The following is a 25213-nucleotide window of genomic DNA, read 5'->3' on the forward strand; positions in this document are numbered from 1 at the left end:
TGGGGAGGAGTTGGGGCGTGACTGAGCCTCACGCCCACGGTGCCGCGAGAATAGAAAGGTCTGGACCACGGGTCAATAGGTCTGGACCACTCTCGTCCAAGGTGCAACTAGACACCCAACTCCTGCGCCAGTACGGCCGCTTGTACCCGGCTGCGCAGCTCCAGCTTCCCCAGCAGACGGCTGACGTGGGTCTTCACCGTCGCCTCCGCCATGTCGAGCCGGACCGCGATCTCCGCGTTGGACAGGCCCTCCCCGAGGCAGGAGAGCACCTCGCGTTCCCGGCGGGTCAGGGTGTCCAGGACGCCGGGATCGGCGGTCGGCTGCCGCGCGGGCCCGGCGGCGAACTCGGCGATCAGACGCCGGGTGACGGCGGGCGCGATCAGCCCCTCCCCGCGCGCCACGGTCCGCACCGCTTCCAGCAGCTCCCGGGCCTCGGTGTTCTTCAGCAGGAAACCGGCCGCGCCCGCCCGCAGCGCCCCGAACACGTACTCGTCGAGGTCGAAGGTGGTCAGCACGAGGACGTCGGCGAGGTGCTCCTCGACGACCTTCCGGGTCGCCGACACCCCGTCCAGCCGCGGCATCTGCACGTCCATCAGCACCAGGTCGGGTCGCAGCTCCCGGGCCAGCGCCACCGCCTGCTCACCGTCCGCCGCCTCCCCGACCACCTCGATGTCCGGGGCGCTGCGCAGGATGAGGACGAGCCCGGCGCGGACGGCGGACTGGTCCTCGGCGACGAGGACGCGGATCATGCGGATTCTCCTTCCGAGAGGGGGAGCGTGGCGTGCACGGCCCACAGCGCGCCCTGCGGTCCGGCCCGGAAGGTGCCGCCGAGCAGCGCGGCCCGCTCCCGCATCCCGGTCAGTCCGGCGCCGGAGCCGGGGGCCCGGGGGCCGTCCCGATGGCCGTAGGGGCTGGTGACCCGCACGTCGAGGAAGCCGTCCCGGCGGGCGAGGGCGACCGTGACCCGCCCGGGGCAGGCGTGCTTGAGCGCGTTGGTCAACGACTCCTGGACGATCCGGTACGCGGCGAGTTCGACCGGCGCGGGGACCTTGCCGTGGTCGTCGGCATCGAGGCACACGTCCAGGCCGTTGGCGCGGGCGCCGTCGACCAGGGCCGCGAGACCGTCGAGGGTGGGTGCGGCGGCGGGCTCGGTGTCGCCGCCGGCGTCGCGCAGGATGCCGATCAGCCGGCGCATCTCGGCGAGGCCCGCGACGCTGTTCTCCCGGATGACGGACAGGGCCTGCCGCGAGGTGGCCGGTTCGTCGATGGACAGGGCGGCCGTGGAGTGGATGGCGATCGCCGACAGGTGGTTGGCGACCATGTCGTGCAACTCCCGTGCCATCCGCGCCCGTTCCGCGGTGATCGCCTGGGCGCGGTCCATCTCGGCGAGCAGCGCGGTCTGTTCGGCACGCAGCCGGGCGGCCTCGGCGGCGTCCCGGTGGTTGCGCACGATCCAGCCGGTGGAGGCGGGCGCGTACGCCACGACCCCGACGACCACCCCGATCAGCAGTGCCTCCGGCTCCCGCCACACCGCGAACGGCACCAGCGTCCCGGCCGCCGTCAGCAGCCCGGTGATCCACTGGATACGGCGGGCCGAGGCGAGCGGGCCGTACAGCACGGCCGCGTAGATCACGTCGGTGAACATCAGGAGGGTGGCCAGGTTGCCCTGGGTCACGACGTCCGCGCAGACCGCGACCGTGGCGGTCAGCAGGGCCGTACGAGGGGCCGACCGGCGCAGCAGCTCGCAGCCCGACATCACCACGAGCGGCGGCAGCACCGGCCAGGGGCCGTCGAAGAGGGTGATCGGGTCGGAGGACGGCCGGGTGGCCAGGCCGATGGCCACCAGCAGCAGGCCGCCGAGCAGCCCGCCGACCGCGATGTACACGTCGAAGCGGTGCGGGCGGGGGAGGGCCATGACCCCATCCAACACGCTGTCCGCGCCCCGCGCCTGATCCCCGGGGACGGTCCTGGACTGCATCTTTCGATGTACGGCGGTCTCGTCACCGCCGACGACGAAAGGGACCGGGAGCTCCGTGAGCCTGGAAGGGTGAGCGAAGGGAGCGTGTCGTGGTCGTCGGACTGATCATCGCCTGCGAGGTGGCCTTCTGGGTGCTGCTCGCGGCCGGACTGGCCTTCCGCTACGGGCTGCGGATGCCGCGCACCGGGCTGGCCCTGCTGCTGTGCGAGCCGCTGCTGGAGCTGGTGCTGTTCACGGTCACCGCGATCGACTTGAAGAACGGCGCCGAGCCCGACTGGAAGCACGGCCTGGCCGCCGTCTACATCGGCTTCACCGTGGGCCTCGGCCATTCGACGATCAAGTGGGCGGACGCCCGGGTCGCCCACCGGTTCGCGGGCGGCCCGCCGCCGGTGAAGCCGCCGAAGTACGGCACGGCCCGCGCCGTCCACGAGTGGAAGGTCGCGGGCCGCTGGATCCTGGCCGCGGTGGTCGCCGTGGTCCTGCTCCAGGCCGCGGTCTGGTACGTCGGCGACGGACAGACCGACTCGCTGCGCGCCTGGCAGCAGCGGATGCTGTGGCTGATCGGCATCAACGTGCTGATCGCCGGGAGCTACACGCTGTTCCCCAAGCGCGAGCGCTAACGCTCCCCGCCCGGCACCCACAGCACGTCCCCGACGTCCTTGTTCGCCGTGCGCGCCAGGATGAACAGCAGGTCGGACAGCCGGTTGAGGTAGGTCGCCGTGAGCGGGTTCATGTGGTCGCCGTGGACCTCCAGCGCGGCCCACGTCGAGCGCTCGGCACGCCGTACGACCGTGCAGGCCTGGTGGAGCAGGGCCGCGCCCGGGGTGCCGCCGGGGAGGATGAAGGAGCGGAGCTTCTCCAGCCGCTCGTTGAAGCGGTCGCAGTCCGCCTCCAGCTTGTCGACGTAGAACTGCTCGACGCGCAGGGGCGGGAACTCCGGGTTCTCGACGACGGGTGTGGACAGGTCGGCCCCGACGTCGAACAGGTCGTTCTGGACGCGGGTGAGGACCTTGACGACCTCCTCCTCCAGGCCGCCCAGGGCGATCGCCGTACCGATCACCGCGTTCGCCTCGTTGGCGTCCGCGTACGCGGAGATCCGCAGATCGGTCTTGGCGACCCGGCTCATGTCACCGAGGGCGGTGGTGCCCCGGTCGCCGGTCCTGGTGTAGATGCGCGTCAGATTGACCATGAGGCCAGCGTAGTTACGCCCCGGCCGTCCGGAACACGCGTGTGCCCACCGTCACGGCGACCACCGCGAAACCGACGGCGACCAGGACGCCGTACAGCATGTGATCGGTCGTGTAGGCGCCGACGTAGGCGTCCCGCATGGCGTCCACCAGATAGCGGAACGGCATGAAGTGCGAGAGGACGTCCAGCCAGGCCGGGCCCAGGGTCATCGGGAGCATCAGGCCGGACAGCAGCATGGAGGGCATCGACACCGCGTTGACCAGCGGGCCGAACTCCTGGGGCGTGCGGACCTTCATCGCCAGCGCGTACGACAGGGAGGCCAGCGAGACGGTCAGCAGGGCGACGAACCCGAAGCCGATCAGGATCCCGGCCAGCGGCGCCCTGAGCCCCATCGCCAGCGCGGCCAGTACCAGCAGCACCGCCTGGAAGACGAAGACGGTGGCCTCGCGCAGCACCCTGCCCAGCAGCAGGGCCAGCCGGCTGACCGGGGTGACCCGCATCCGCTCCACCACGCCCTGGCCGTTCTCCAGGATGATCATGAAGCCCGCGAACAGCGCCCCGAACAGCCCCAGTTGGAGCAGCAGCCCCGGTACCAGGACCTGCCAGGAACTGCCCCTTCCGCCCAGCGGGAGACCGGTGAGCAGCGGTCCGAAGAACACCAGGTACAGCAGCGGCATCAGCACGCCGAACAGCAGCGCGAAGCGGGAGCGCAGCGACTGGCGCAGGTAACGGCCGTAGACGATCGCGGTGTCGTGAAGAAGCATGGCTGTCCTATACGGCTACGGGGGCGGCGTCGGCCGGGGAGGGACCGCGGCCGGTGATCGCGAGGAAGGTGTCCTGGAGCGGGGCGTCGATCGAGCCGCCGTTCTGGAGCTTCAGGGCGCTCGGGGTGCCCTCGGCCACGACCACGCCGTGATCGACGATCACCAGGCGGTCGGAGAGGGCGTCGGCCTCGTCGAGGTAGTGCGTGGTCAGGAAGACGGTCGTGCCGTACGCGTCGCGCAACCGGCGGACCAGGTCCCACAGGGCGGCGCGGCTGGCGGGGTCCAGCCCGGTCGTCGGCTCGTCGAGGAACAGCACCTTCGGGCGGTGCGTGAGCGCCATCGCGATGTCGAGGCGGCGGCGCTGACCGCCGGAGAGCGTGCCGCACCTGCGGTCGAGCAGGTCGGTGAGGTCCAGGTCCCGGGCCAGCTCCGCGGCGCGGGCCCGGGCCTGGTCCTTGGTCAGGCGGTACAGGCGCCCCTGGGTGACCAGCTCCTCCCGCACGGAGATCTGCGGATCCACCCCGCCCGACTGGGCCACGTACCCGCACACCCGGCGGACCACCGCGGCGTCGGTCGCGAGGTCGTGCCCGGCGACGGTGGCCGAGCCGCCGGTGGGCGCCAGGAGGGTGGTGAGCATCCGGAGGGTGGTGGTCTTCCCGGCTCCGTTCGGGCCGAGGAGGCCGAGGATCTCGCCCTCGTGGACGGTGAGGTCGATGCCGCGGACGGCTTCGACGGGGCCGTGCTTGGTCTGGAAGGTGCGGGCCAGTCCGGCCGCGCTGATGACTGCTGGCATGGAGCCAGAAAAACAGAGTCCCTTAAATTTTGCAATGACCCCAAAATTCAAGTGAGCCCAGAACGGGCTACGATGCGGCCATGGCAGAGGGGCTCAGGGAGCGGAAGAAGCGGCAGACCCGGCAGTACATCTCGGACGTCGCCACCGGGCTGTTCGTCGAGCGGGGCTTCGACGCCGTGACCGTCGCCGAGATCGCCGAGGCGGCCGACGTCTCCGTCAACACGGTCTACAACTACTTCCCGGCCAAGGAGGACCTCTTCTTCGACCGCTCCGCCGGGGTGGTCGACCGGCTCGCCCGGTGGGTGGGCGGTCGGCGCAAGGGGGAGTCGGCCGCCGCCGCGGTGCTGCGCGAGTTGCGCGAGGAGGTCGAGGCGGTCTCGCCCAGGGTCGGGCTGATGCCCGGATATGCCGCCTTCATGCGGGTCATCGAGGATGCGCCCGCGCTGCGTTCCCGGCTGTGGGCGATCGGCCAGGAGGTCGAGGCGAACCTGGAGACGGCGCTGCGGGAGGAGACCGGTGCCCCGGCCGACGATCCGATGCCCGGTCTGATCGCCGGTCAGATCGGCTGGGTCCACAGCACCGTCATGGCGGTCATCGGCCGTGAGATGGTCAAGGGGCGCGAACCGGACGAAGTATCACGAGAGACACTCGCGCTTCTCGACGACCTGGAGGAGTTGTTGAGCGATAAGGTGCTCAACTACGCCGTGCGAGACCACTAGTGACGCCTGCCGGTGTGATGTCCGTCAGATGAGACGTGACGCGCATTACTTACCGGTCACACAGCCCTTCCCGAGCGCTAGTGTCCGCCGCAGAGGCAACGTAAACAGGGCGTAAGGCGTTTCAAAGGGGAGTCGCAACAGTGGCACGGAAGCTTGCCGTCATCGGCGCCGGCTTGATGGGTTCCGGCATTGCCCAGGTCTCTGCCCAGGCGGGCTGGGACGTGGTGCTGCGGGACGTGACCGACGAGGCGCTGAAGCGCGGTACCGACGGCATCAAGGCTTCGTACGACAAGTTCGTGAGCAAGGGCAAGCTGGAGGCGCACGACGCCGACGCCGCCCTCGCCCGGATCACCGCGACCACCGATCTGGACGCGGCCGCCGACGCCGACATCGTCGTCGAGGCCGTGTTCGAGAAGCTGGAGGTCAAGCACGAGATCTTCCGCGCGCTCGACAAGATCGTGCGCCCGGACGCCGTGCTCGCCTCCAACACCTCCGCGATCCCGATCACCAAGATCGCGGCGGCCACCGAGCGCCCGGAACGGGTCGTCGGCGTGCACTTCTTCTCGCCGGTGCCGATGATGCAGCTCGTCGAGCTGGTCCGCGGCTACAAGACGAGCGACGAAACCCTCGCCACCGCGCGGGAGTTCGCCGAGTCGGTCGGCAAGACCTGCATCGTCGTCAACCGGGACGTGGCGGGGTTCGTGACCACCCGTCTCATCTCCGCCCTCGTCGTCGAGGCGACCAAGCTCTACGAGTCGGGCGTCGCGACCGCCGAGGACATCGACCTGGCCTGCAAGCTGGGCTTCGGCCACGCGATGGGCCCGCTGGCGACGGCGGACCTGACCGGCGTCGACATCCTGCTGCACGCCACCGGCAACATCTACACCGAGTCCCAGGACGAGAAGTTCGCCCCGCCGGAGCTGATGCGCCGGATGGTGGACGCCGGTGACATCGGACGCAAGAGCGGGCAGGGCTTCTACAGCTACTGAGGCCACCCCGGTCGCCGAGACACTGCCTGAACGACCACTGAAACCGCACAAGCCCCTCTGGTTTCACACCTCAGGGTGAATTCGGTATCGGTTCGCTTACGGACGGCAACCTCTGGCCGCTCAACGCAGTCAGAGGTGTCATCACTGGACATCACATTCGTGGAGTACTACACGCACTCACGGGGAGCGCATATGTACATCAGGGGCGACCACGCCGAGCTGGTCGTCGGGGGCCGCCTCGACGTCCGCAGCGCGGCGGACGCCCGTACGGTCCTGCACTCGGCCGTCGACGACGGAGCCGGCGACCTGGTGCTCGACCTGTCCGAGCTGGATTCCTGGGACGCCACCGGCCTCGGGGTGATCATGGGGGCGCACCGCAGGGCCGGCCGCTGCGGCCGCCGCCTGGTGCTGCGCGACGTACCGCCGCAGATGCAGCGCCTCCTGGTCGCCACCCGACTGCACCGGATCCTGGCCATCGAGGGCGGCATCGGCGTGGAGTCGCTGCCCCGGGTCTGACCGGTCCCGTGGCGAAACGCCTGGCACGCGTGGCGAAACGCATCTCCCGCCCAATCCTCACGAGACTGTGACGTCTCGGACGGCGCGGTACCCCGGGCTGTCGTAGATACTGTGCGAAGGTTTAGGGTTCGGTCGCCCGCTGCCTGCATCCCTTCCAGCGGGCCCGGACCAGAAGCGACAGCGCTGTGTGCTGCCGGCCGGGAGGGGCCACTGACGGCACACGAGACGCTTTTGGGGGGCTTGAACCTATGGACCCGAACAACCGGGGACCCGAGGAGTACGGCCATGACGGTGACGGCGGTTCGCCGCGTCAGCGGCCTCCCAGGGACTCCCTCACACCCGACTTCGGCCAGCACTCACCGGCGCTCGCCCGCACCGTGCAGCTCGTCGCCGGCGACTTCCTGCTCACCGTCAACCCCGTCGACGGCAGCGAGATAGAGGCCTGCCCGCCCGGCGAGCGTCCCGGTCGGCCCGAGAAGTTCGGCGCCGCCGAACGCGCAGAGGTGGACCGCGCGGCCCGCCCGCCCGTCCCGCCGGGACCCACCCGCACCGCACAGCCGCTGCTGGCCCGCCAGGACGAGCGCGAACAACTCGTCCGGCTGCTCGCCCGCGGCCGCTCGGTCCGGCTGACCGGCCCCTCCGGCTCCGGCCGCACCAGCCTCCTCGACGTCGTCGCCGAGGACTGCTCGGACCTCGCCCCCGACGGCGTGATCCGCCTCACCGGCTTCCACCGCACGGCGAGCGAGCTGCTGTACGACCTCTACTACGCCGTCTACGACTCGCCCCTGCACCGCCCCGACCAGGACGAGCTGCTCTCCTGCGTCCGTGAGATCGGCGCGGTCGTCGTCCTCGACGACATCGAGTTCGGCGGAGCCGCGCTCGACGAACTCCTCGACGCCACGCCCGAGTGCGCCTTCGTGATCGGCGCCACGCCCGACGTGCCCGCGCCCTCCGCCGACTCCGCCGTCGAGGAGGTCGTCCTCAGCGGCCTCGAGCGCGCGGACGGCGTGGAGCTGCTGGAGCGTTGCGTCGGCCGGGTGCTGACGGAGGAGGAGTCGAACTGGGCGGGCGACCTCTGGTTCGAGTCCGAGGGCCTGCCGCTGCGCTTCGTCCAGGCCGGCGCCCTGCTGCGGCAGCGCGACCGGCAGCGGGCCGGCGCCGGAGCCGTCGACGAGTTCGGCGTCTTCGCGGACATGGCCGTGCTCGACACCCCGCTGACCTCCGAGGGCGACGAGGACATCCCGCTGCCCGCGCTGGGCGACGCCGCCGCGCCCGCCCCGCTGCTCGCCTCCCGGCTCAGCGAGTCCGCGCGCGCCACCCTGCGGTTCGCCGTCGCCCTCGGCGGCGAGGTGCCCCACCAGGCCCACCTGCCCGCCCTGGTCGGCGACACCCACGCGGACGCCGCCCTCGGCGAGCTCGCCGGCTCCGGCCTGGTCTCCCCGGTCGGCTCCCGCTACCGGCTCGCCGCCGGGGTCCTCACCCAGCTGGAGGCCGCCGGATACGGCGACGACATCGAGGACCGCGCCCGCACCGCCGCCCAGCACTACGCCTGGTGGGCCGGCCACCCCTCGGTCACCCCGGAACGGGTCTGCGCCGAGGCGGACGCCCTGCTCGCCGCCCTCACCGTCCTGGTCCCGGCGACCACCGCGCCCCTCGAGGGCGAGGAGACGACCACCGTGCAGCTGGCCCGCACCGCGGCGCCCGCGTTCGCCGCCGGCGGTCACTGGGGTGCCTGGGAGCGGGCCCTGCGCTCCGGCGCGGAGGCCTCCCGGCTCGCCGGTGAGGTGTCCGAACAGGCCTACTTCCACCACGAACTCGGCATCCTCGCGCTCTGCGGCGGACAGCTCGACCGGGCCCGCGCCGAACTGGAGGCCTCCATCGGCCTGCGCGGCGCCCTCGCCGACAAGCGCGGCACCGTCGCGGGCCGGCGCGCCCTCGCCCTGGTCTCCGACCGGGACGGGACCACACCCGCGCCCGGCCTGGTGGGTCTCGGCGCGATGGCGGGCGAGGAGGTGCCCGACGCGCGCCACGACGAGTCGGCCTCACCGCCTGGGGGAGTGCCCGCGGCCTTCCCGCAGCTCCAGCCGCCCGCCGACTCCCAGACGATCGTCGTCCACCGCACCCCCGGCACGGCGCCCTCGCGCAAAGCCCGGGGCGGTCTCAAGGGCCTCGCCAAGCGCAACCTCGTCGCGGCCGGCGCGGGCGCGTTGCTGGTCGCCGTCCTCGGCACGGTCGTGACCCTGGGCGCCACCTCCGACAACGACCCGAACGCCCCGTCCAACCAGGTCGGCGTCAACCCGTCGGCCAGCGTCGGCATCGACGACGGCAACCTCGGCGCGGACGTCCCGAAGGACGACGACGGCAAGGGCGACACCGGTACGGCGACGTCCCGGCCGACGGATCCGGGTCCTGACGGCACGTACGGGACGTCGGACGATCCGACGCCGACGGGTGGGGCGACGCCTTCGGACAAGCCGAGCGGGACGCAGGGCAGCGGTTCGTCACCCACGTCCAGGCCTTCGTCGCCGCGCCCGTCGAACACGTCGAGGCCCCCGACCTCGCCCACCGGCAATCCGAGCGGCTCCGGTTCCGCGTCAGCGACGCCGTCCGGACCGACCAGCACGCCGACGACAACGCCCACCCCGACCCCGACCGACACCACCCCGAGCAACTCCACCTCGGCCAGTGGTCCCGCCTCCACCACCCCGGTGGAGACGAGCAGTTCGGCCGCCGCCCCCGGGAGCAGCACCGTGAGCTCGCCCAGCGGGTCGGTCATCTAGGAACACGCGCAAGAGGGCCGGGTCCGTGACGGACGGACCCGGCCCTCGTCGTCGTAGCAGAAACCGCCGTAGAAGAAACCGCCGTAGATGAAGACGCGCTGTCAGAACAGCCGCAGCTTGTCGTCCTCGATGCCGCGCAGCGCGTCGTAGTCCATGACGTGGCAGCCGATGCCGCGGTCGGTGGCGAGGACGCGGGCCTGGGGCTTGATCTCCTGGGCGGCGAAGATGCCGCGGACCGGCGCGAGATGCGGGTCGCGGTTCAACAGCTCGAGGTAGCGGGTGAGTTGCTCGACGCCGTCGATCTCGCCGCGCCGCTTGATCTCCACCGCGACGGTCTGCCCCTCGGCGTCCCGGCACAGGATGTCGACCGGGCCGATGGCCGTCATGTACTCGCGGCGGATCAGGGTGTAGCCGTCGCCGAGCGTTTCGATGCGGTCGGCGAGCAGTTCCTGAAGGTGTGCTTCCACGCCGTCCTTGATCAGGCCCGGATCGACGCCGAGTTCGTGCGAGGAGTCGTGGAGGACCTCCTCCATCGTGATGATGAGCTTCTCGCCCGCCTTGTTGATGACGGTCCAGACGCCCTCCTCGTCGCCGGTTCCCTCCTTCAGCGTGCAGGGCGGCGACATCCAGTTCAGAGGCTTGTAGGCGCGGTCATCTGCGTGGATGGAGACGCTGCCGTCGGCCTTCACCAGGATCAGACGGGGGGCCGAGGGCAGGTGGGCGGTGAGCCGGCCCGCGTAGTCGACGGAACACCGGGCAATGACGAGACGCATGGTCGGCAACGCTACTCGACGGGCGCATGTCCACGCGATTCGGCCCGTAAGGCTGTGGAGAAACCCTGTTCACTTGTGGCCGATTGTGGGCCTGTTGGGAGTGCCCTTTGTTCGCATTCTCCTGGTGCCGCCACCGGCCGTTGCCTACCGTAGTAAACGGGAGGTCGCGAGGCATGTACTGAGAGTGTCCGGCAGCGCGAACTCCCTTTATCTGTCCGGCAACCCCTGAGGAATCAGGGGTGCGAGAGGAGAACCCATGTCGCTCGACGTCTCACCGGCCCTACTCGAGAAGGCCGAGCGAGGCGAGGTCGACGAAGCCGAATTCGTCGACTGCGTCCGGACCTCCCTGCCCTACGCATGGGAGATGATCAGCTCCCTGGTGGCCCAGCTGAAGGTGGACGGCGGCAACTTCGCCGACAACCAGACGCCCCCGCCGGACGAGCAGGCACGCGGTCAGCTGCTGCGTGCGCTTGCGAGTGACGCGATACGCGGCGCGCTGCAGCGGCACTTCGGTGTGCGGCTGGCATTCCAGAACTGCCACCGGGTGGCGGTGTTCCCGTTGGACTCCTCTGTCGACGAGACGCTGAGCCGCTTCACCTCGGTGCGCAGCCAGCTGCTGAACCAGTCCCCGGAGTTCCGGGACTGCTGACGTCAAGCGCCTGCTTGCCGCTCCGTACGCGGGAGGTGCATCAGTACCGGGGCGGCAAGCTCCCGCCGGACAGGGTTGTCCTTTCAGGTCAGGTGCGGCAGTACTTCCGCACCGAGCCGTCGTACGTTCTCCTCCGTGGCCGCAAGGTCTCCCGAGCCCTCGACGAGCAGGGCGAAGCGGGAGATTCCGGTCCGCTCGCTGGTCGCCGCGAGGCGGTCGGCGCACAGCCGCGGGGTGCCCACCGGGTGCAGTCCGCAGAGCAGTTCGGTGTAGGCCACCGGATCGCGCATCTGCCGTGCGCGGCCGTCGACCGTGACATGGGCGCCGAGCCCCTGCCTGAGCCAGCCCGGCATCGCCTTCACCAGCGCCTCCACCGCGTCCGTACGCCGGTCCGCGATCTGGCAGACACCGGCCGAGACATGGGGCGCGTCCAGGACCTTCTGCGGCGCGTGTCCGGCCGCGCGCGCCTGCCTGCGCCACAGGGCGACCATCTCCGCCTTCTCCTCGTCCCCGACATGCATCCCGAGCAGCATCGGCAGCCCGCGCTCGGCGGCCAGCCGGACACTCGCCGGGGAGGTGCAGGCGACGATCACCTCGGGGCCGTCCGCTTCCGTGAGCGACTCCGACGGCCGCGGCACGACGGGCACTTCGCGGAACCGGAAGCGCTCGCCGTCCGCACCCACGGCAGGTTCGCGCAGCCAGCGGACCAGCAGATCGAGTGATTCCGGGAACCCCTTCTCGTACGCCTCGAGACCCGAGCCGAACACCTCCAGATCGACCCACGGCCCACCGCGCCCGACGCCCAGCGAGAAGCGCCCGCCGCTCGTCATGTGCAGCAGCGCGGCCTGCTCGCCCAGGGCCACCGGATGGACCGTGGGCAGCACGCTCACCGCGGTGCCGACGCGGATACGGCGGGTGCGGCCCAGCAGCAACGCGGCCAGGGTGATCGCGGACGGGCAGGTGCCGTACGGCACGAAGTGGTGCTCCGCCAGCCAGACCGCGTCGAGTCCGGCCTCCTCCGCGAGCTCGGCCGAGCGGACCGCGCGGTGCAGCGCCTCCCCCTGGCCCTGCCCCGGGAACTGGGCCGCCAACACGAATGTTCCTACGTGCATGTGCTTTTCCTGCTTCCTTGGCTCCGACACGGAGCTCCCCCACCCGGCATAACCGTCTGACACGTGCCGAGGACACGGCCTGGCGGAGAGATTTGCCGATTGTCTGCAGAATGGGTGCCCCCGAGGGGGACTTGTGGGGGTTGGTGCCCTACGCGTACCCCGTCGCGCGCCGCGTAGGCTGGACGCGGTTCCTGCTTCCTGTATAGCCCCGTGAGGTGTCCTGTGTCCCCGCGTCGCAACCGACCCAAGGGTTCCGGTTCGTCGGACCCGTCCGGCCGTGGCGCCGAGGACGACCGGTCCGGCCGCTACGGCGGCTTCCAGTCCTCGACGCACTGGCAGGGCGAGGACTGGAACGTCCGGCATGTGGCGGGAGCGAGCGCCCAGGGCAAGACGTACCGCTGCCCGGGCTGCGACCAGATGATCCCGGACGGTGTCCCGCACGTGGTGGCCTGGCCGGACCACTCGGGCGTCGACGAGCGCAGACACTGGCACAAGGCCTGCTGGAACGCGCGGGACCGCCGCACCACGCGGGTGCAGCGGTCCCGTAACGCGCCGAAGTTCTGAGGGTCTACACGTCCCGCTTCTCCAGCAGGGCGTAGGCGCCGGCGAACGCGACGGCCGTCACGCCCACGATGATCCACAGCGGGTCCCAGCCCGAAGGGCCGGAATCGGTGAGGGAGTTGGAGTAGAAGACGCTGAGCTGGTTCGGGATGGAGTACTCGAACAGCGCCTGGCGCACGCCCTCCAGGGACTGCGCGAGCATGAACAGCGCGATCACCAGCGGAGCCAGCACCAGACCGATCATGATGGTGATCGCGCCCGCCGAGTGCCGGATGATCGAGCCGATGACCAGCGAGAGCAGGCCGAGCAGGGCGATGTAGAGGGAGATCCCGAGGGTGCCCTTCAGCCACTCCTGCCCGGTGGGCGTGCGGGTGTCCAGCAGCGCCACGTCGATCAGGGCGACGACCACGACCGAGGCCAGGGTGGTCACGAAGGCGACCGCGAAGAACACGATCGACTTCGCCGCGAGGACGCGGCCGCGGGAGGGACAGGCGACCATCGTCGTGCGGATCATGCCGGTGCCGTACTCCGAGGCCGTGGTCAGCACGCCGAGCGTGATGATGCACATGTTGGCCAGCAGGAGCCCGAAGAAGCCGAACGACAGCGGGTTCTCGTCCCGCAGGCTCTCCTGGGACGAGTTGGCGGCGAGCAGCGCGGCGACCGCGAGGCCGATCCCGACGTTGAGCACGACGAACACGCCCAGCGTCCAGATCGTCGACCGCACGGAACGGATCTTCGTCCACTCCGAGGCGATCGCGTGCCCGAGGTGCGTCCGTACGACGGGGATCGGCGAGGTGTAGCCGGTGTACGCCGGTCCACCCGCGGCCTGCCAGTTCGGCACGGCGGGCTGGGCCTGCGGCATCGAAGGCTGCGGGGTACTCATCGGGCGTCCTTGGGCTCGGTCGGGGCGGGGTTCTGCGGGGCGGGAGCGGAGCCCTGCGGGGCGGCGGCGGGCGGCTGAGCCGGGGCCTGCGGCTGCGCCACGGGCACGGGAGCCGGGGCCGTTGCCGGGGCCGGCGCCTGACCACTCGCGCCGGGCGCGGGCGCCTGGGCGGGCGCTCCGGACAGTGCCTGCTGCGGCGCGGCCGGCTGGGCCGGGGCGGTCGGTGCCGGGCCCTGCGGGGCGGACACCGGCGTGTGCGGGGCCGCGGGAGTCGCCTGGGCGTACGGGTTGGGGGCGCCGGGAGCGCCGTACGGGAGCGGCTGTGCCTGCCCCTGCGGGCCCCCGAACGGCTGACCGCCCTGCTGGGGCGGCGGCGGGGCGTACCAGCCCGGCTGGCCCTGGCCGGGGACCGGCATCGGCGGCTGGGCGCCCGGCGGGAGGGGCTGCATGAGGCCCGCCTTCTGGTCGATCGTGGAGCGGTAGTCCACCGCGCCCTGCGTCATCCGCATGTACGCCTCCTCCAGCGAGGCCTGGTGCGGCGACAGCTCCCACAGGCGTACGTCCGACTCGTGCGCGATGTCGCTGATGCGGGGGAGCGCGAGCCCCGTCACCCGCAGCGCGCCGTCCTGCTCCGGCAGCACGTGCCCGCCCGCCTCGGTGATCGCCGCCGACAGCTTCTCCCGCAGCTGCGGTTCGCTGTCCGGCGTGCGCACCCGCGCGAAGCCCGCGGAGTTCGCGGCGATGAAGTCCTGCACGCTCATGTCGGCGAGCAGCTGCCCGCGCCCGATCACGATGAGGTGGTCGGCGGTCAGCGCCATCTCGCTCATCAGATGGGAGGAGACGAAGACCGTACGGCCCTCCGCCGCCAGCGCTTTCATCAGGTTGCGCACCCACAGGATGCCCTCGGGGTCGAGCCCGTTGACCGGCTCGTCGAAGAGCAGCACCTGGGGGTCGCCGAGCAGCGCTGCCGCGATCCCGAGCCGCTGCCCCATGCCCAGCGAGAAGCCCTTGGAGCGCTTTCTGGCCACGTCCTGGAGGCCGACCACCCCCAGCACCTCGTCCACCCGGCGGGCCGGGATCCCGGACAGCTGGGCCAGGCACAGCAGATGGTTACGGGCCGCCCGTCCGCCGTGCACGGCCTTCGCGTCGAGCAGCGCACCGACCTGCCGGGCCGCGTTGGGCAGCCTGCGGTACGGGTAGCCGCCGATCGTCACCTGACCGGACGTGGGGTTGTCCAGTCCCAGGATCATCCGCATGGTCGTCGACTTGCCCGAGCCGTTGGGGCCCAGGAAGCCGGTGACGGCACCGGGACGCACCTGGAAGGAAAGGTTGTACACAGCGGTCTTGTCGCCGTAGCGCTTGGTCAGGCCGACTGCCTCGATCATGCTCCGCACCCATCGCAAGGTTCAGGACAGCGGGGCGCACGCCCCCCGTAAGGGTTAGGAGCTTATCCGGGCGCTGACGGTTCCGCTCAAATGAAAGCAAAGGCTCCTGGCGTCACGCGTCCCGCTTCTTCAACAGGACATACGCCCCGATCAGGGCGGCCGCCACCCACAGCGCCATGATCCCGAGCCCGCCCCACGGGCCGTAGGGGGTGTCGTCGTCGATCGGGGTGACCACCTGCATGATCTTGCTGCCCGCCTGGTCGGGCAGGAACCGGCCGATCTTCTTCGTCGCCGAGACATTGCCGAGAATGTTGGAGATCAGGAAGAAGAACGGCATCAGGATGCCCAGCGACAGCATCGGGGAGCGCAGCATCGCGGCGACGCCCATCGAGAACATCGCGATCAGGGTCATGTAGAGGCCGCCGCCGATGACCGCGCGCAGCACCCCGGTGTCACCGATCTCCGCCTTGTGCGAGCCGAGCATCGCCTGCCCGAGGAAGAAGGTGACGAAGCTGGTGACGAGACCCACGACGAGGCAGAGCGCGGTCGCCACCGCGATCTTGCCGGCCAGGAAGGTGCCGCGCTGCGGTACCGCGGCCAGCGAGGTGCGGATCATGCCGGTGCTGTACTCGTTCGACACGACGAGCACCCCGAACACGATCATCGCGAGCTGACCGAGGCTCATCCCGGCGAAGCTGATGAAGGTGGGGTCGAAGGACAGCTGGTCCTTGCGGCTCATGTTGTCGAACTCGTTCTTCGACAGGGCCGAGATCAGGATGCCGAGCCCGATGGTGACGACCACGGCGAGGGACAGCGTCCACACCGTGGACGCCACCGACCGGATCTTGGTCCACTCGGAGCGGATGACCTGGGTCGCCGCCATGGTCACTTCCCCTTCCAGTCGGCGCCCCAGGGCTGTTGCGCGGGCGGTGCGGCGGCGGGAGTGCCGTCGTGCGCGTGGTACTCGACCGACTCCGCGGTCAGCTGCATGAACGCCTCCTCCAGAGAGGCCTGTTGGGGGCTGAGCTCGTGCAGCGTGAGCTGGTGCTGGGCGGCCAGCTCGCCGATGTACTCGGACTTGCTGCCGTCCACCTCCAGCGTGCCGTTGCCGCTCTCCACCACGGTGACCCCGGCCGCGTGCAGCACGTCGAGCAGCCGCTCGCGCTGCGGGGTGCGGATCCGGACGTACGACCGCGAGTTCTGCGCGATGAAGTCGGCCATGGAGGTGTCGGCGAGCAGCCGGCCCTGGCCGATCACCACGAGGTGGTCGGCGGTCAGCGCCATCTCGCTCATCAGGTGACTCGACACGAACACCGTCCGGCCCTGCGCGGCCAGCGACTTCATCAGATTGCGGATCCAGTGGATGCCCTCGGGGTCGAGCCCGTTGACCGGCTCGTCGAACATCAGGATCCGCGGGTCGCCGAGCAGCGCGCCCGCGATACCGAGCCGCTGCCCCATGCCGAGCGAGAACCCCTTGGCTTTCTTCTTCGCCACCGCCGTCAGACCGACCGTGTCCAGCACCTCGTGGACCCGCTTGGCCGGGATGCCGTTGCTCTGCGCGAGGCACAGCAGGTGGTTGTAGGCGCTGCGCCCGCCGTGCATCGCCTTGGCGTCCAGCAGGGCGCCGATGTACGTCAACGGGTCCTTGAGCTGGTCGTAGTGCTTGCCGTCGATCCGGACGTCACCGGCGGTGGGCCGGTCCAGGCCCAACATCATGCGCATGGTGGTCGACTTGCCCGCCCCGTTGGGACCGAGGAAGCCCGTGACGATGCCCGGTCTGACGGTGAAGGTGAGGTTGTTCACCGCCACCTTCTCGCCGTACCGCTTGGTCAGCCCCGCTAGCTCGATCATGCCGACCACGCTAGGGGCGCGCCTCGGCGGATGCCACTCCTATGGGCAAACGGAGACCGACGGAAGCGGTAAGAATCCGGCAACGGGCCCCGGGCACGCCAGAGGCCCGTACCTCCGGGGGAGACGGTACGGGCCCCTGCTGCCGTCAGGCGGTGTTACCGGGACTGCTGGGCCGGAACCCCACGGGAGATCGGCTCGTCGTCGGCCGGGGAGCCGGCGGCGGCCACCGCGGCACCGGTCAGCGTGGCGAGCATCTCGCGGACGTTCGTCAGCTGGGCGTTGATCGAGTCGCGACGGTTCGTCAGAGCCGCGAGCTCACGCTCGGATTCCGAACGGATCCGGTCGGCCTTGGCGTTGGCGTCGGCCACGATGTCCTCGGCCTGGCGCTGCGCGGTCTCCACCGTCTGGCGGGCGCGGCGCTCGGCGTCGGTGCGCAGCTTCTCGGCCTCCAGGCGCAGCTGCTCCGCGCGGTGCTCGATCTCCGCGAGACGCTTCTCCGCCTTCTGCTGACGGGACGCCAGGTCGCGCTCGGACTGCTCCCGGCGCTTGGCGAGGTTCGTCTCGAAGTCGGCGGCGGCCTGCGCGGCCTTGGCGCGGGTCTCCTCGAAGAGGGCGTCCGCCTCCTCACGCTTGGACTGTGCGTCCTTCTGAGCCTCGGAACGCAGCTGAGACGCGTCGCTCTTGGCCTTCTCGACGATCCGGACGCCCTCGTCCTCGGCCTTGGCCTTGCGCTCCGCAGCGAACGATTCTGCGTCGTTGCGGACCTGCTGGGCCGCCGACTCGGCGAGCTCGCGGTGCTGCTCGGCCGCGCGACGGGCCTCCTCGCGCAGATCCTTGGCCTCCTCCTCGGCGAGGCGGAGGATCTTCTCGACACGCGCGCCGAGACCGGCGTACGACGGCTCGGCGTCGGACACCTGGGCCTGGGCGTTCTGCGTCTCGAGGTGGAGCTCCTCGATGCGCTTTTCCAGGGCGGTGATGCGGGAGAGAGCGCTGTCACGGTCGGAGACGAGCTTGGAGATCCGTTCGTCCACCTGAGCGCGGTCGTACCCACGCCGCACAAGCTCGAAGCCGTAGGGGGAAGTGTCGCTCATGGGGTTCCTGTCAAATGAGACCGGTGAGGTGATAGGGGGAATCCTAGGGGCCGAAGCGGTGTGTCATCGAGCGGATACGTGTTTGATCTGGAGAATGACACCCCTTTTGAGTGGCTAACCCCGGGACGGCTTGCCAAAAACTTGGTCAAAGGCCCCAGAAGACGCCGGATCCAACCCGCCGGTCAGCTGTCCGACGGCTTACCCGAACGGGGGGCGCCGACCGCCGCGCCCGCCTTGACGCCACCGTCCTTGCCCCCCGCCGGGGCCTCGAAGGATTCCAACGCCTCCAGGACGTCCTGGACACGGGAGATCTCGGTATTGATGTCCTCACGGCGGCGGACGAGGACCTCGAGCTCGCGCTTGCCCTCCTCGACCGTGCGCCTGGCCTCGCGGATCGCCTCGGCCTTGAGCTCCTCGGCCTCCCGGACCAGCGTGGCCTTCTTCTGCTCGGCCTCCTTGAGGAGCCCCTCGGCCTTCTTGACCGCGGCGATGCGCACCTTGCCGGCCTCCGAATTGGCCTCCGAGACCAGCTCCTTGGCCTTCGCCTGCGCCTTGGCGAGCTGCTCCTCCGCCGCCTTGATGAGCGCGTCGCAGCGGTCGCCGGTCGACTTCATCGTCTCCGCGGCCTCCCGGCGGGCCCGCTCGTGCAGCGCCTCGATCTCACCGGTGATCCGGTCCCGCAGCTCCTCCGCGCGCTCCCTTATGGCGGTCGCGTCCCGGCGGGCGCCGACGAGCAGCTCGTCCGCGTCCGTACGGGCCTTCTCCACGCGCGCGTTGCCCTCGACCGTGGCCTCCGACACCAGCCGGTCGGCCTCCTTGCGGGCCGCGCCCACCATGGTGTCGGCCTGCGCCTCCGCCTCGGCGGTGGTCTTGAGGGCCTGCTGCTGCGCCTCGGTGAGCAGCTTGTCCGCCTCGGCGGTGGTCTCCGTGATGAGCGTGTCGACCTGCTCGGCCACGTCCTGGCGGCGCTTGTTGGCCTCCTTGCGGACCTCGTCCAGGGTCCGGTCGGCCTCCTCGCGCGCGGAGTTGACGAGTTCCTCGGCGGCGGCCGCCGCCTCCGCCCGGACCCGCTCGGCCTCGCTGCGGATCCGCTCGGCGTGCTGCTGGGCCTGCCCGACGGTGTCCGCGGCCTCGGCGCGCAGCCGCTCCGCGTCCCCGGTCGCCTCCCCGATCAGCTGCTCGGCCTGGGCGAGCGCCTCGACCCGTACCCGCTCCGCCTCCGCGACCGTCTCCGTGCGCAGCCGGTCGGTGTCGGTGATGGTCTCCTCGGTGAGCCGCTCCGCCTCGCTGCGCGCCTCGTTGATGAGGGCGTCGGCCTGCGTCGCCGCGTCCGAGCGGATGCGGTTGGCGTCCTCGCGGGCGTCCGCCCGGGTGCGGGCGGCGTCCTGGTCGGCCTGGGCGATGGTGTCGGAGGCCTCGGTGCGCACCCGCTGGGCGTGCTCGGACGCGTCCGACCGCAGCCGCTCCGCCTCCGCGATCGCCTCCGAGACGGTGCGCTCGGCAAGGGACTTGGCGGCGTCCGTCTCCTCGGCCGCCTCGCGCCGGATCCGGGCCGCGTCCTCACTGGCCCGCTCCCGCTCGGAGTAGGCGTCCGAGCGGACCCGGTCGGCCTCCTCCTGCGCCTCGCGCCGGGTGCGGTCGGCCGCGTGCTCGGCGGCGGAGCGCAGCCCGGTGATCTCCTCCTGCGCCTGCTCGTGCAGCCCGGCGACCGAGTCGCGGACCTGCTGGGCGTGCTGCTCGGCGGCCGACACCATCTCGCCGGCCCGCCGGTCCGCCTCCTCGACCAGCCGTACGGCCTCGGCCTGGGCCTCCTCCACACGGTTGCGCGCGGAGGCGAGGAGCTCCTCGCTCTGCTCGCGGGCCCGCTCGCGCTCCTGGTCGGCCTCCTGGCGGGCCGAGCCGAGGTACTCCTCGGCCTCGCGGCGGCGCCGGTCGGCCTCCTCCTGGGCGGCGGCCAGCGTCTCGGACGCCTCGGTGGCGAGCCGCTCGGCGGCGGCCCGCGCCTCCGCCCGGACCCGGTCCGCGGTGTCCTGCGCCTCGGTCTTGAGCCGCTCCGCCTCCGCGGCGGCCTCGGAACGCAGCCGTACGGCGACGGCCTCGCCCTCGGCGCGGGAGGCGGACGCGTCGGACGCGGCCTCGGTGCGCACCCGGTCGGCCTCGGCCTCGGCCTGCTGCTGGAGGGTACGGATGCGCTCGGCGGCCTCGGAGCGCAGCCGGTCGGTCTCCTCGGCGGCCTCGCGGCGGATCCGGGAGGCCTCCTCACGGGCCTCGGTGAGCGCCTGCTCGGCGGCGGCGAGGCGCTCCTCGGCCTCGGTGTGCAGCCGGGTCAGTTCCTCCGCGGCCTCGGCACGGCGTGCCTCTATCGCCCGCTCGGTCTCCTCGCGCAGCTCGCTCGCGGTCCGCTCGGCGGCGGCCGTGATCTCCTCGGCGAGTTCGACGGCCTCGGCGCGCTGCCGCTCGGCCTCGTTGCGGGTGCGCTCCAGGGTCTCCTCGGCCTGCCGGCGCAGCGTGGTGGCGCGCTCGATGGCCTCGGTGCGGACCTTCTCGCTGTCCGCGGTCGCGCTCTGGCGCAGCTCGTCGGCGTCCGCCTTGGCCTTGGAGAGCAGCTCCTCGGCGGTCTTGGCGGCCTCCTCGATCTGCTGGACGGCCTCCTTGCGGGCCTCCGCGCGGATCTTCTCGCCCTCGGCGACCGCGTCCGCGCGCAGCTGCTCGGCCTCGCCGCGCAGCCGGCGGGCCTCCTCCTGGAGCTCGACCGTCTTGGCCCGGTACTCCTTGGTGTCGTCCTTCGCGGAGCCCTTGAGCTGCTCGGCGATGTCATGCGCCTCGGCACGCAGCCGGTCCGCCTCGGTCTCCGCCTCCCGACGGATCCGCTCGGCCTCCTCGGCGGCCGCCTTGGTGGTCCGCTGCGCGTCCTCCTGCGCCTTGTTGAGGACGTCCTCGGCGGTCTTGGCCGCCTTCGACAGCTGGGTCGCGCTCTCCTCGGCGGTGAGTGTACGGGCCTTCTCGGCGGCCTCGGTGACGATCTTCTCGGCCTCGGCGCGGGCGTCGGCGACGATCTGCTCGGCGGCCGCCTTGGTGGCCTCGGCCTCCTCACTGGCCTCGGTGACCAGCCGGGCGACCTGCTCCTTGGCCGTACGGGTGCGCTGCTCGTTGGCCGACTCCGCGCTCGCGAGCGCCTTCTCGGCGGCCGACTTCGCCTCGCTGAGCACCTTCTCGGCCTCGGCTTGCGCCTTGCGCAGCGCCTCCTCGGCCTCCGTCATCCGCTGTTCGGCGGCCCGGCTCAGCTCGGTGGCCTGGCGGCGGGCGGAGTCCGACTCGGTCGCCGTCGAGGTGCGCAGCTGCTCCGCGTGGTCGGTGGCCTCCTGGGCCTGGGTGGAGGCGGTCTCCAGGAGCCGCTCGGCGTCCGCGCGGGCCCGCCGCAGCAGCTGCTCGGCCTCCGCGCGGGCCGCCTCGGCCTCGCTCTGCAACCGCTGCCGGGCCTCGGTGGTGACCCGCTCGGCCTCGGCGCGGGCGGCCGCCATGGCCTGCTCGGCCTCCGCGCGGGACTCCTCCAGGAGCCGACGGGCCTGGGACTCGCTGCGGGCGCGCAGCTGCTCGGCCCAGGCCACGTTCTCGTTGACGTGCGACTCGACGGTCTGCCGGCGCTCCGCCAGCTCCTGGTCGAGCTGCTGGCGGCGGGTGACCGCCTCCTGGTGCAGCTCCGCCTGGAGGCGCGCGGCCTGCTCGGCGTGCTCCTGGAGGATGCGCTGGGTCTGGGCCCGGACCTGGCTCAGCTCGCGCTCGGCGTCCTGGCGCAACTGGTCGGCCTGGATCTGCGCGTTGCGCAGCAACTGCTCGGCCTGGTAGCCGATGTCACCGCCGCCGAATTCGGGCCGGGACATGAGGGTGCGCCGCGCCTCGTGCAACTTGGCGCGCAGCACCTCGACCTGGTAGCCGAGGTCCTCGGCGTGCTGGATCGCCTTTTCCCGCTCGGTCTTCAGCCGGTCCATCTCGGCCTCGAACCGAGAGAGGTGGTCGACGTCAGCCGCCGGCTCTCGCTCCTGGCGTTCGTAGCCCCGCACTGCGCGGTCCCATCCGTCCCCTGGTCGCAAGTCTTTCCGAACGAGCCCTGTCCATCCGCCGAACGGGGCCCCCGGGGAATGGTGTCAGATCAACGGCGGAGCATGGGCTGCCGCCCGCTGCTCGTCCCCCGAAACCCGGACCCCGGAAAGCGGCCACCCCCCTTCCGGGAGCGACCGCCCCCAACCCTACCGGCCCATATGTACGAGGGTCAGTGCTCAGGTGACTCAACAGGCGCCGAAGTGACCAGTTCTGTCAGTACGCCATGGCAATCCTTCGGGTGCAGGAAGGTGATCCGTGACCCCATGGAGCCGCGTCGCGGCTCCTCGTACAGAACGCGTACGCCCTTGTCCTTGATGTCCGCGGCCTCGGCGTCGACGTCCGCCGTACCGAAAGCGATGTGGTGGACACCCTCGCCGTTCTTGTCGAGCCACTTGGCGACCGTGGAGTCCGGGCGCGTGGGCTCGAGAAGCTGCAGGTAGGAGGCGCCGCCGTCGGAGGTCTCGTTGATCTTGAGCATGGCCTCGCGCACGCCCTGCTCCTCGTTGACCTCGGAGTGGAACACCTCGAAGCCGTACGTCGCCCGGTAGAACTCGACGGTCTTGTCGAGGTCGAAGCAGGCGATCCCGATGTGGTCGATTCGCGTCAGCATGTAGTCAGTGCAGCGCTCGCGAAACGGTTACGCAACGTGCGCGCGATCACACCGACGGCCGGGTGACGGCACGGAGTGCCACTCAGTACATTCGAAGTAAACCCTCGTTCACACTCCTCGGCAGTGCAGCCGGAAGGGGATCGCAGCTCATGTCTGGATCGAACAGCACGACCTCGGTGATCGTCGCGGGCGCCCGTACGCCCATGGGACGCCTGCTGGGCTCGCTGAAGTCCTTCTCGGGAGCCGACCTCGGCGGCTTCGCGATCAAGGCCGCCCTCGACCGTGCGGGGATCGGTGGCGACCAGGTGCAGTACGTCATCATGGGCCAGGTGCTCCAGGCCGGCGCGGGCCAGATCCCGGCCCGCCAGGCCGCCGTCAAGGCCGGCATCCCGATGAACGTCCCGGCGCTCACCATCAACAAGGTGTGCCTCTCCGGCCTCGACGCGATCGCGCTGGCCGACCAGCTGATCCGCGCCGGCGAGTTCGACGTGATCGTCGCGGGCGGCCAGGAGTCCATGACCAACGCCCCCCACCTGCTGCCGAAGTCCCGCGAGGGCTTCAAGTACGGCGCGATCGAGATGCTCGACGCGATGGCCTACGACGGCCTGACCGACCCGTGGGAGAACATCCCGATGGGCCAGTCGACGGAGAAGCACAACACCCGTCTCGGCATCCAGCGGCCCGAGCAGGACGAGTTCGCCGCCCTGTCCCACCAGCGGGCCGCCGCCGCGCAGAAGAACGGCATCTTCGAGGCCGAGATCACCCCGGTCGAGATCCCGCAGCGCAAGGGCGAGCCGGTCGTCTTCAGCAAGGACGAGGGCATCCGCGCCGACACCACCGCCGAGTCCCTCGGCAAGCTGCGTCCCGCGTTCACCAAGGACGGCACCATCACCGCCGGCACCTCCTCGCAGATCTCGGACGGCGCCGCGGCCGTGGTCGTGATGAGCAAGGCCAAGGCGCAGGAACTGGGCCTTGAGTGGATCGCCGAGATCGGCGCCCACGGCAATGTGGCGGGCCCGGACAACTCCCTGCAGTCCCAGCCGTCCAACGCGATCCTGCACGCCCTCAAGAAGGAGGGCCTGGAGGTCTCCGACCTCGACCTCATCGAGATCAACGAGGCGTTCGCGGCCGTCGGCGTCCAGTCAATGAAGGACCTCGGCGTGTCCACCGAAAAGGTGAACGTGAACGGTGGCGCGATCGCCCTCGGCCACCCCATCGGCATGTCGGGCGCCCGGCTCGTCCTGCACCTCGCCCTGGAGCTGAAGCGGCGCGGCGGCGGGGTCGGCGCGGCCGCCCTGTGCGGTGGCGGCGGTCAGGGTGACGCGCTGGTCGTGCGGGTACCCAAGGCCTGAGTCCTTTCGGGGGCTCCTTCGGGGACCGGTACGTCGTTTCGTGAACGGAGCTGTGATGCAGGACGTCTCCACCCTGGTGGCCCAGGCCAGGGAGGGCCGGCCGCGGGCCGTGGCCCGGCTGATCTCCCTGGTGGAGGGGGCGTCCCCGCAGCTCAGGGAGGTCATGGCGGCACTGGCCCCGCTCACCGGCAACGCGTACGTGGTCGGCCTGACCGGCTCACCCGGGGTGGGCAAGTCGACGTCCACCTCCGCGCTGGTGACCGCGTACCGCAAGCAGGACCGGCGGGTCGGCGTCCTGGCCGTCGACCCGTCGTCCCCCTTCTCCGGCGGCGCCCTGCTCGGCGACCGGGTCCGCATGTCGGAGCACGCCTCCGACCCGGGCGTCTACATCCGCTCCATGGCGACCCGGGGCCACCTGGGCGGCCTCGCCTGGGCGGCCCCGCAGGCCATCCGGGTCCTGGACGCGGCCGGCTGCGACGTGATCCTGGTCGAGACGGTCGGCGTGGGCCAGTCCGAGGTGGAGATCGCCTCCCAGGCCGACACCTCGGTCGTCCTGCTGGCCCCGGGCATGGGCGACGGCATCCAGGCCGCCAAGGCCGGAATCCTGGAGATCGGCGACGTCTACGTCGTCAACAAGGCCGATCGCGACGGCGCCGACGCCACCGCCCGCGAGCTCAACCACATGCTGGGCCTCGGCGAGTCCCGCAAGCCCGGCGACTGGCGCCCGCCGATCGTCAAGACGGTCGCCGCGCGCGCGGAGGGCGTCGACGAGGTCGTGGAGGCCCTGGAGAAGCACCGCGCGTGGATGGAGGAGCACGGCGTCCTCGCCGAACGCCGGCGCGCCCGCGCCGCCCACGAGGTCGAGGCGATCGCCGTCACCGCCCTGCGCGAACGCATCGGCGACCTCCGCGGCGACCGCCGCCTGGACACCCTCGCGGACCGGATCGTCACCGGCGAACTGGACCCGTACCGCGCGGCGGACGAGCTGGTGGAGGGCCTGACACAGGGCTGAGCCCCTGATACGTTCACCGGCATGTTCCTCTCCTTGGCGTAAGGCGGACACCGAGCCGCGGTCCGAGCACTTGGCTCCCGCGGCTCCTCGGTGTCCCCTCTTCCGC

23 protein-coding genes are annotated in these 25213 nt (G+C 71.3%); 9 read left to right on the forward strand and 14 right to left on the reverse strand.

Annotated features, from left to right (window positions below; translation table 11 throughout):
- Positions 1 to 107 precede the first annotated feature (107 nt).
- Positions 108 to 749 (reverse strand): response regulator, encoded by a 642-nt coding sequence (locus AC2XR2_RS30340; RefSeq protein ID WP_391195152.1) that lies wholly within the window; start codon positions 747 to 749, stop codon positions 108 to 110.
- A complete protein-coding gene (locus AC2XR2_RS30345; protein WP_491516789.1) occupies positions 746 to 1915 on the reverse strand; it encodes a sensor histidine kinase in 1170 nt (389 codons plus the stop codon). Before AC2XR2_RS30345 ends, AC2XR2_RS30340 begins: the two co-directional genes overlap by 4 nt.
- Positions 1916 to 2067: 152 nt before the next feature.
- Here AC2XR2_RS30345 and AC2XR2_RS30350 point away from each other — a divergent pair, with 152 nt between their 5' ends.
- On the forward strand, positions 2068 to 2598 hold the full coding sequence (locus AC2XR2_RS30350; protein ID WP_330264433.1) for a hypothetical protein: 531 nt from the start codon (positions 2068 to 2070) through the stop codon (positions 2596 to 2598).
- On the opposite strand, the gene AC2XR2_RS30355 is transcribed toward AC2XR2_RS30350, so the two are convergent.
- The 3 genes from AC2XR2_RS30355 to AC2XR2_RS30365 are packed head-to-tail and all read right to left on the reverse strand — an operon-like array spanning position 2595 to position 4723.
- A complete protein-coding gene (locus AC2XR2_RS30355) occupies positions 2595 to 3167 on the reverse strand; it encodes a cob(I)yrinic acid a,c-diamide adenosyltransferase (protein ID WP_123763092.1) in 573 nt (190 codons plus the stop codon). The two genes, AC2XR2_RS30350 and AC2XR2_RS30355, sit on opposite strands and share 4 nt — an antisense overlap.
- Positions 3168 to 3180: 13 nt before the next feature.
- The gene (locus AC2XR2_RS30360) at positions 3181 to 3930 is read right to left on the reverse strand and encodes an ABC transporter permease (protein ID WP_381302488.1); all 750 of its coding nucleotides are present in this window, start codon (positions 3928 to 3930) and stop codon (positions 3181 to 3183) included.
- Positions 3931 to 3937: 7 nt separating this feature from the next.
- The gene (locus AC2XR2_RS30365; RefSeq protein WP_491516790.1) at positions 3938 to 4723 is read right to left on the reverse strand and encodes an ABC transporter ATP-binding protein; all 786 of its coding nucleotides are present in this window, start codon (positions 4721 to 4723) and stop codon (positions 3938 to 3940) included.
- An 80-nt stretch (positions 4724 to 4803) separates the two neighbouring features.
- Between AC2XR2_RS30365 and AC2XR2_RS30370 the strand changes: the two genes are divergently transcribed.
- The 4 genes from AC2XR2_RS30370 (at position 4804) to AC2XR2_RS30385 (ending at position 9727) form a co-directional block, all read left to right on the forward strand.
- On the forward strand, positions 4804 to 5442 hold the full coding sequence (locus tag AC2XR2_RS30370) for a TetR/AcrR family transcriptional regulator (RefSeq protein WP_381302490.1): 639 nt from the start codon (positions 4804 to 4806) through the stop codon (positions 5440 to 5442).
- 140 nt (positions 5443 to 5582) lie between these two features.
- On the forward strand, positions 5583 to 6431 hold the full coding sequence (locus tag AC2XR2_RS30375) for a 3-hydroxyacyl-CoA dehydrogenase family protein (protein ID WP_123763095.1): 849 nt from the start codon (positions 5583 to 5585) through the stop codon (positions 6429 to 6431).
- Between the two features lie 192 nt (positions 6432 to 6623).
- Positions 6624 to 6947 (forward strand): STAS domain-containing protein, encoded by a 324-nt coding sequence (locus AC2XR2_RS30380; RefSeq protein ID WP_020136551.1) that lies wholly within the window; start codon positions 6624 to 6626, stop codon positions 6945 to 6947.
- A 248-nt stretch (positions 6948 to 7195) separates the two neighbouring features.
- Positions 7196 to 9727, forward strand: coding sequence for an ATP-binding protein (locus tag AC2XR2_RS30385; RefSeq protein ID WP_491516791.1), 2532 nt, complete (start codon positions 7196 to 7198; stop codon positions 9725 to 9727).
- Positions 9728 to 9828: 101 nt separating this feature from the next.
- Here the strand turns inward: AC2XR2_RS30385 and nucS are convergent, their stop codons facing one another.
- The gene (gene nucS, locus AC2XR2_RS30390; protein ID WP_123763097.1) at positions 9829 to 10500 is read right to left on the reverse strand and encodes an endonuclease NucS; all 672 of its coding nucleotides are present in this window, start codon (positions 10498 to 10500) and stop codon (positions 9829 to 9831) included.
- 256 nt (positions 10501 to 10756) lie between these two features.
- Here nucS and AC2XR2_RS30395 point away from each other — a divergent pair, with 256 nt between their 5' ends.
- A complete protein-coding gene (locus tag AC2XR2_RS30395; protein ID WP_123763098.1) occupies positions 10757 to 11149 on the forward strand; it encodes an SCO5389 family protein in 393 nt (130 codons plus the stop codon).
- Positions 11150 to 11232: 83 nt separating this feature from the next.
- Here AC2XR2_RS30395 and AC2XR2_RS30400 read toward each other — a convergent pair whose 3' ends face one another.
- On the reverse strand, positions 11233 to 12261 hold the full coding sequence (locus tag AC2XR2_RS30400) for an LLM class flavin-dependent oxidoreductase (protein WP_330264427.1): 1029 nt from the start codon (positions 12259 to 12261) through the stop codon (positions 11233 to 11235).
- Positions 12262 to 12483: 222 nt separating this feature from the next.
- Between AC2XR2_RS30400 and AC2XR2_RS30405 the strand changes: the two genes are divergently transcribed.
- Positions 12484 to 12825, forward strand: coding sequence for an Rv1322 family protein (locus AC2XR2_RS30405; protein WP_123763100.1), 342 nt, complete (start codon positions 12484 to 12486; stop codon positions 12823 to 12825).
- Positions 12826 to 12829: 4 nt separating this feature from the next.
- Here AC2XR2_RS30405 and AC2XR2_RS30410 read toward each other — a convergent pair whose 3' ends face one another.
- The 7 genes from AC2XR2_RS30410 to mce all read right to left on the reverse strand — a co-directional run bounded on the left by AC2XR2_RS30410 (position 12830) and on the right by mce (position 22743).
- Positions 12830 to 13705, reverse strand: a complete 876-nt coding sequence (locus tag AC2XR2_RS30410) for an ABC transporter permease (RefSeq protein ID WP_491516792.1) — start codon at positions 13703 to 13705, stop codon at positions 12830 to 12832.
- A complete protein-coding gene (locus tag AC2XR2_RS30415; RefSeq protein ID WP_491516793.1) occupies positions 13702 to 15090 on the reverse strand; it encodes an ABC transporter ATP-binding protein in 1389 nt (462 codons plus the stop codon). Before AC2XR2_RS30415 ends, AC2XR2_RS30410 begins: the two co-directional genes overlap by 4 nt.
- Positions 15091 to 15202: 112 nt before the next feature.
- The gene (locus AC2XR2_RS30420) at positions 15203 to 15973 is read right to left on the reverse strand and encodes an ABC transporter permease (RefSeq protein WP_185092992.1); all 771 of its coding nucleotides are present in this window, start codon (positions 15971 to 15973) and stop codon (positions 15203 to 15205) included.
- 2 nt (positions 15974 to 15975) lie between these two features.
- Positions 15976 to 16941: an ABC transporter ATP-binding protein gene (locus tag AC2XR2_RS30425; RefSeq protein ID WP_381302495.1), complete on the reverse strand. Its 966-nt coding sequence runs from the start codon at positions 16939 to 16941 to the stop codon at positions 15976 to 15978.
- A 155-nt stretch (positions 16942 to 17096) separates the two neighbouring features.
- The gene (locus AC2XR2_RS30430) at positions 17097 to 18032 is read right to left on the reverse strand and encodes a coiled-coil domain-containing protein (RefSeq protein WP_280849270.1); all 936 of its coding nucleotides are present in this window, start codon (positions 18030 to 18032) and stop codon (positions 17097 to 17099) included.
- Positions 18033 to 18214: 182 nt separating this feature from the next.
- Positions 18215 to 22093, reverse strand: a complete 3879-nt coding sequence (scy, locus tag AC2XR2_RS30435; RefSeq protein ID WP_381302496.1) for a polarized growth protein Scy — start codon at positions 22091 to 22093, stop codon at positions 18215 to 18217.
- 209 nt (positions 22094 to 22302) lie between these two features.
- The gene (mce, locus tag AC2XR2_RS30440; RefSeq protein WP_020136539.1) at positions 22303 to 22743 is read right to left on the reverse strand and encodes a methylmalonyl-CoA epimerase; all 441 of its coding nucleotides are present in this window, start codon (positions 22741 to 22743) and stop codon (positions 22303 to 22305) included.
- 149 nt (positions 22744 to 22892) lie between these two features.
- On the opposite strand from mce, the gene AC2XR2_RS30445 reads away from it, so the two are divergent.
- The gene (locus tag AC2XR2_RS30445) at positions 22893 to 24095 is read left to right on the forward strand and encodes an acetyl-CoA C-acetyltransferase (protein WP_330264421.1); all 1203 of its coding nucleotides are present in this window, start codon (positions 22893 to 22895) and stop codon (positions 24093 to 24095) included.
- 55 nt (positions 24096 to 24150) lie between these two features.
- Complete coding sequence (meaB, locus tag AC2XR2_RS30450; RefSeq protein WP_381302497.1) at positions 24151 to 25107, forward strand: methylmalonyl Co-A mutase-associated GTPase MeaB; 957 nt, start codon at positions 24151 to 24153, stop codon at positions 25105 to 25107.
- Positions 25108 to 25213: the final 106 nt, after the last annotated feature.

Source organism: Streptomyces sp. LS-MS-L19, assembly GCF_058382285.1.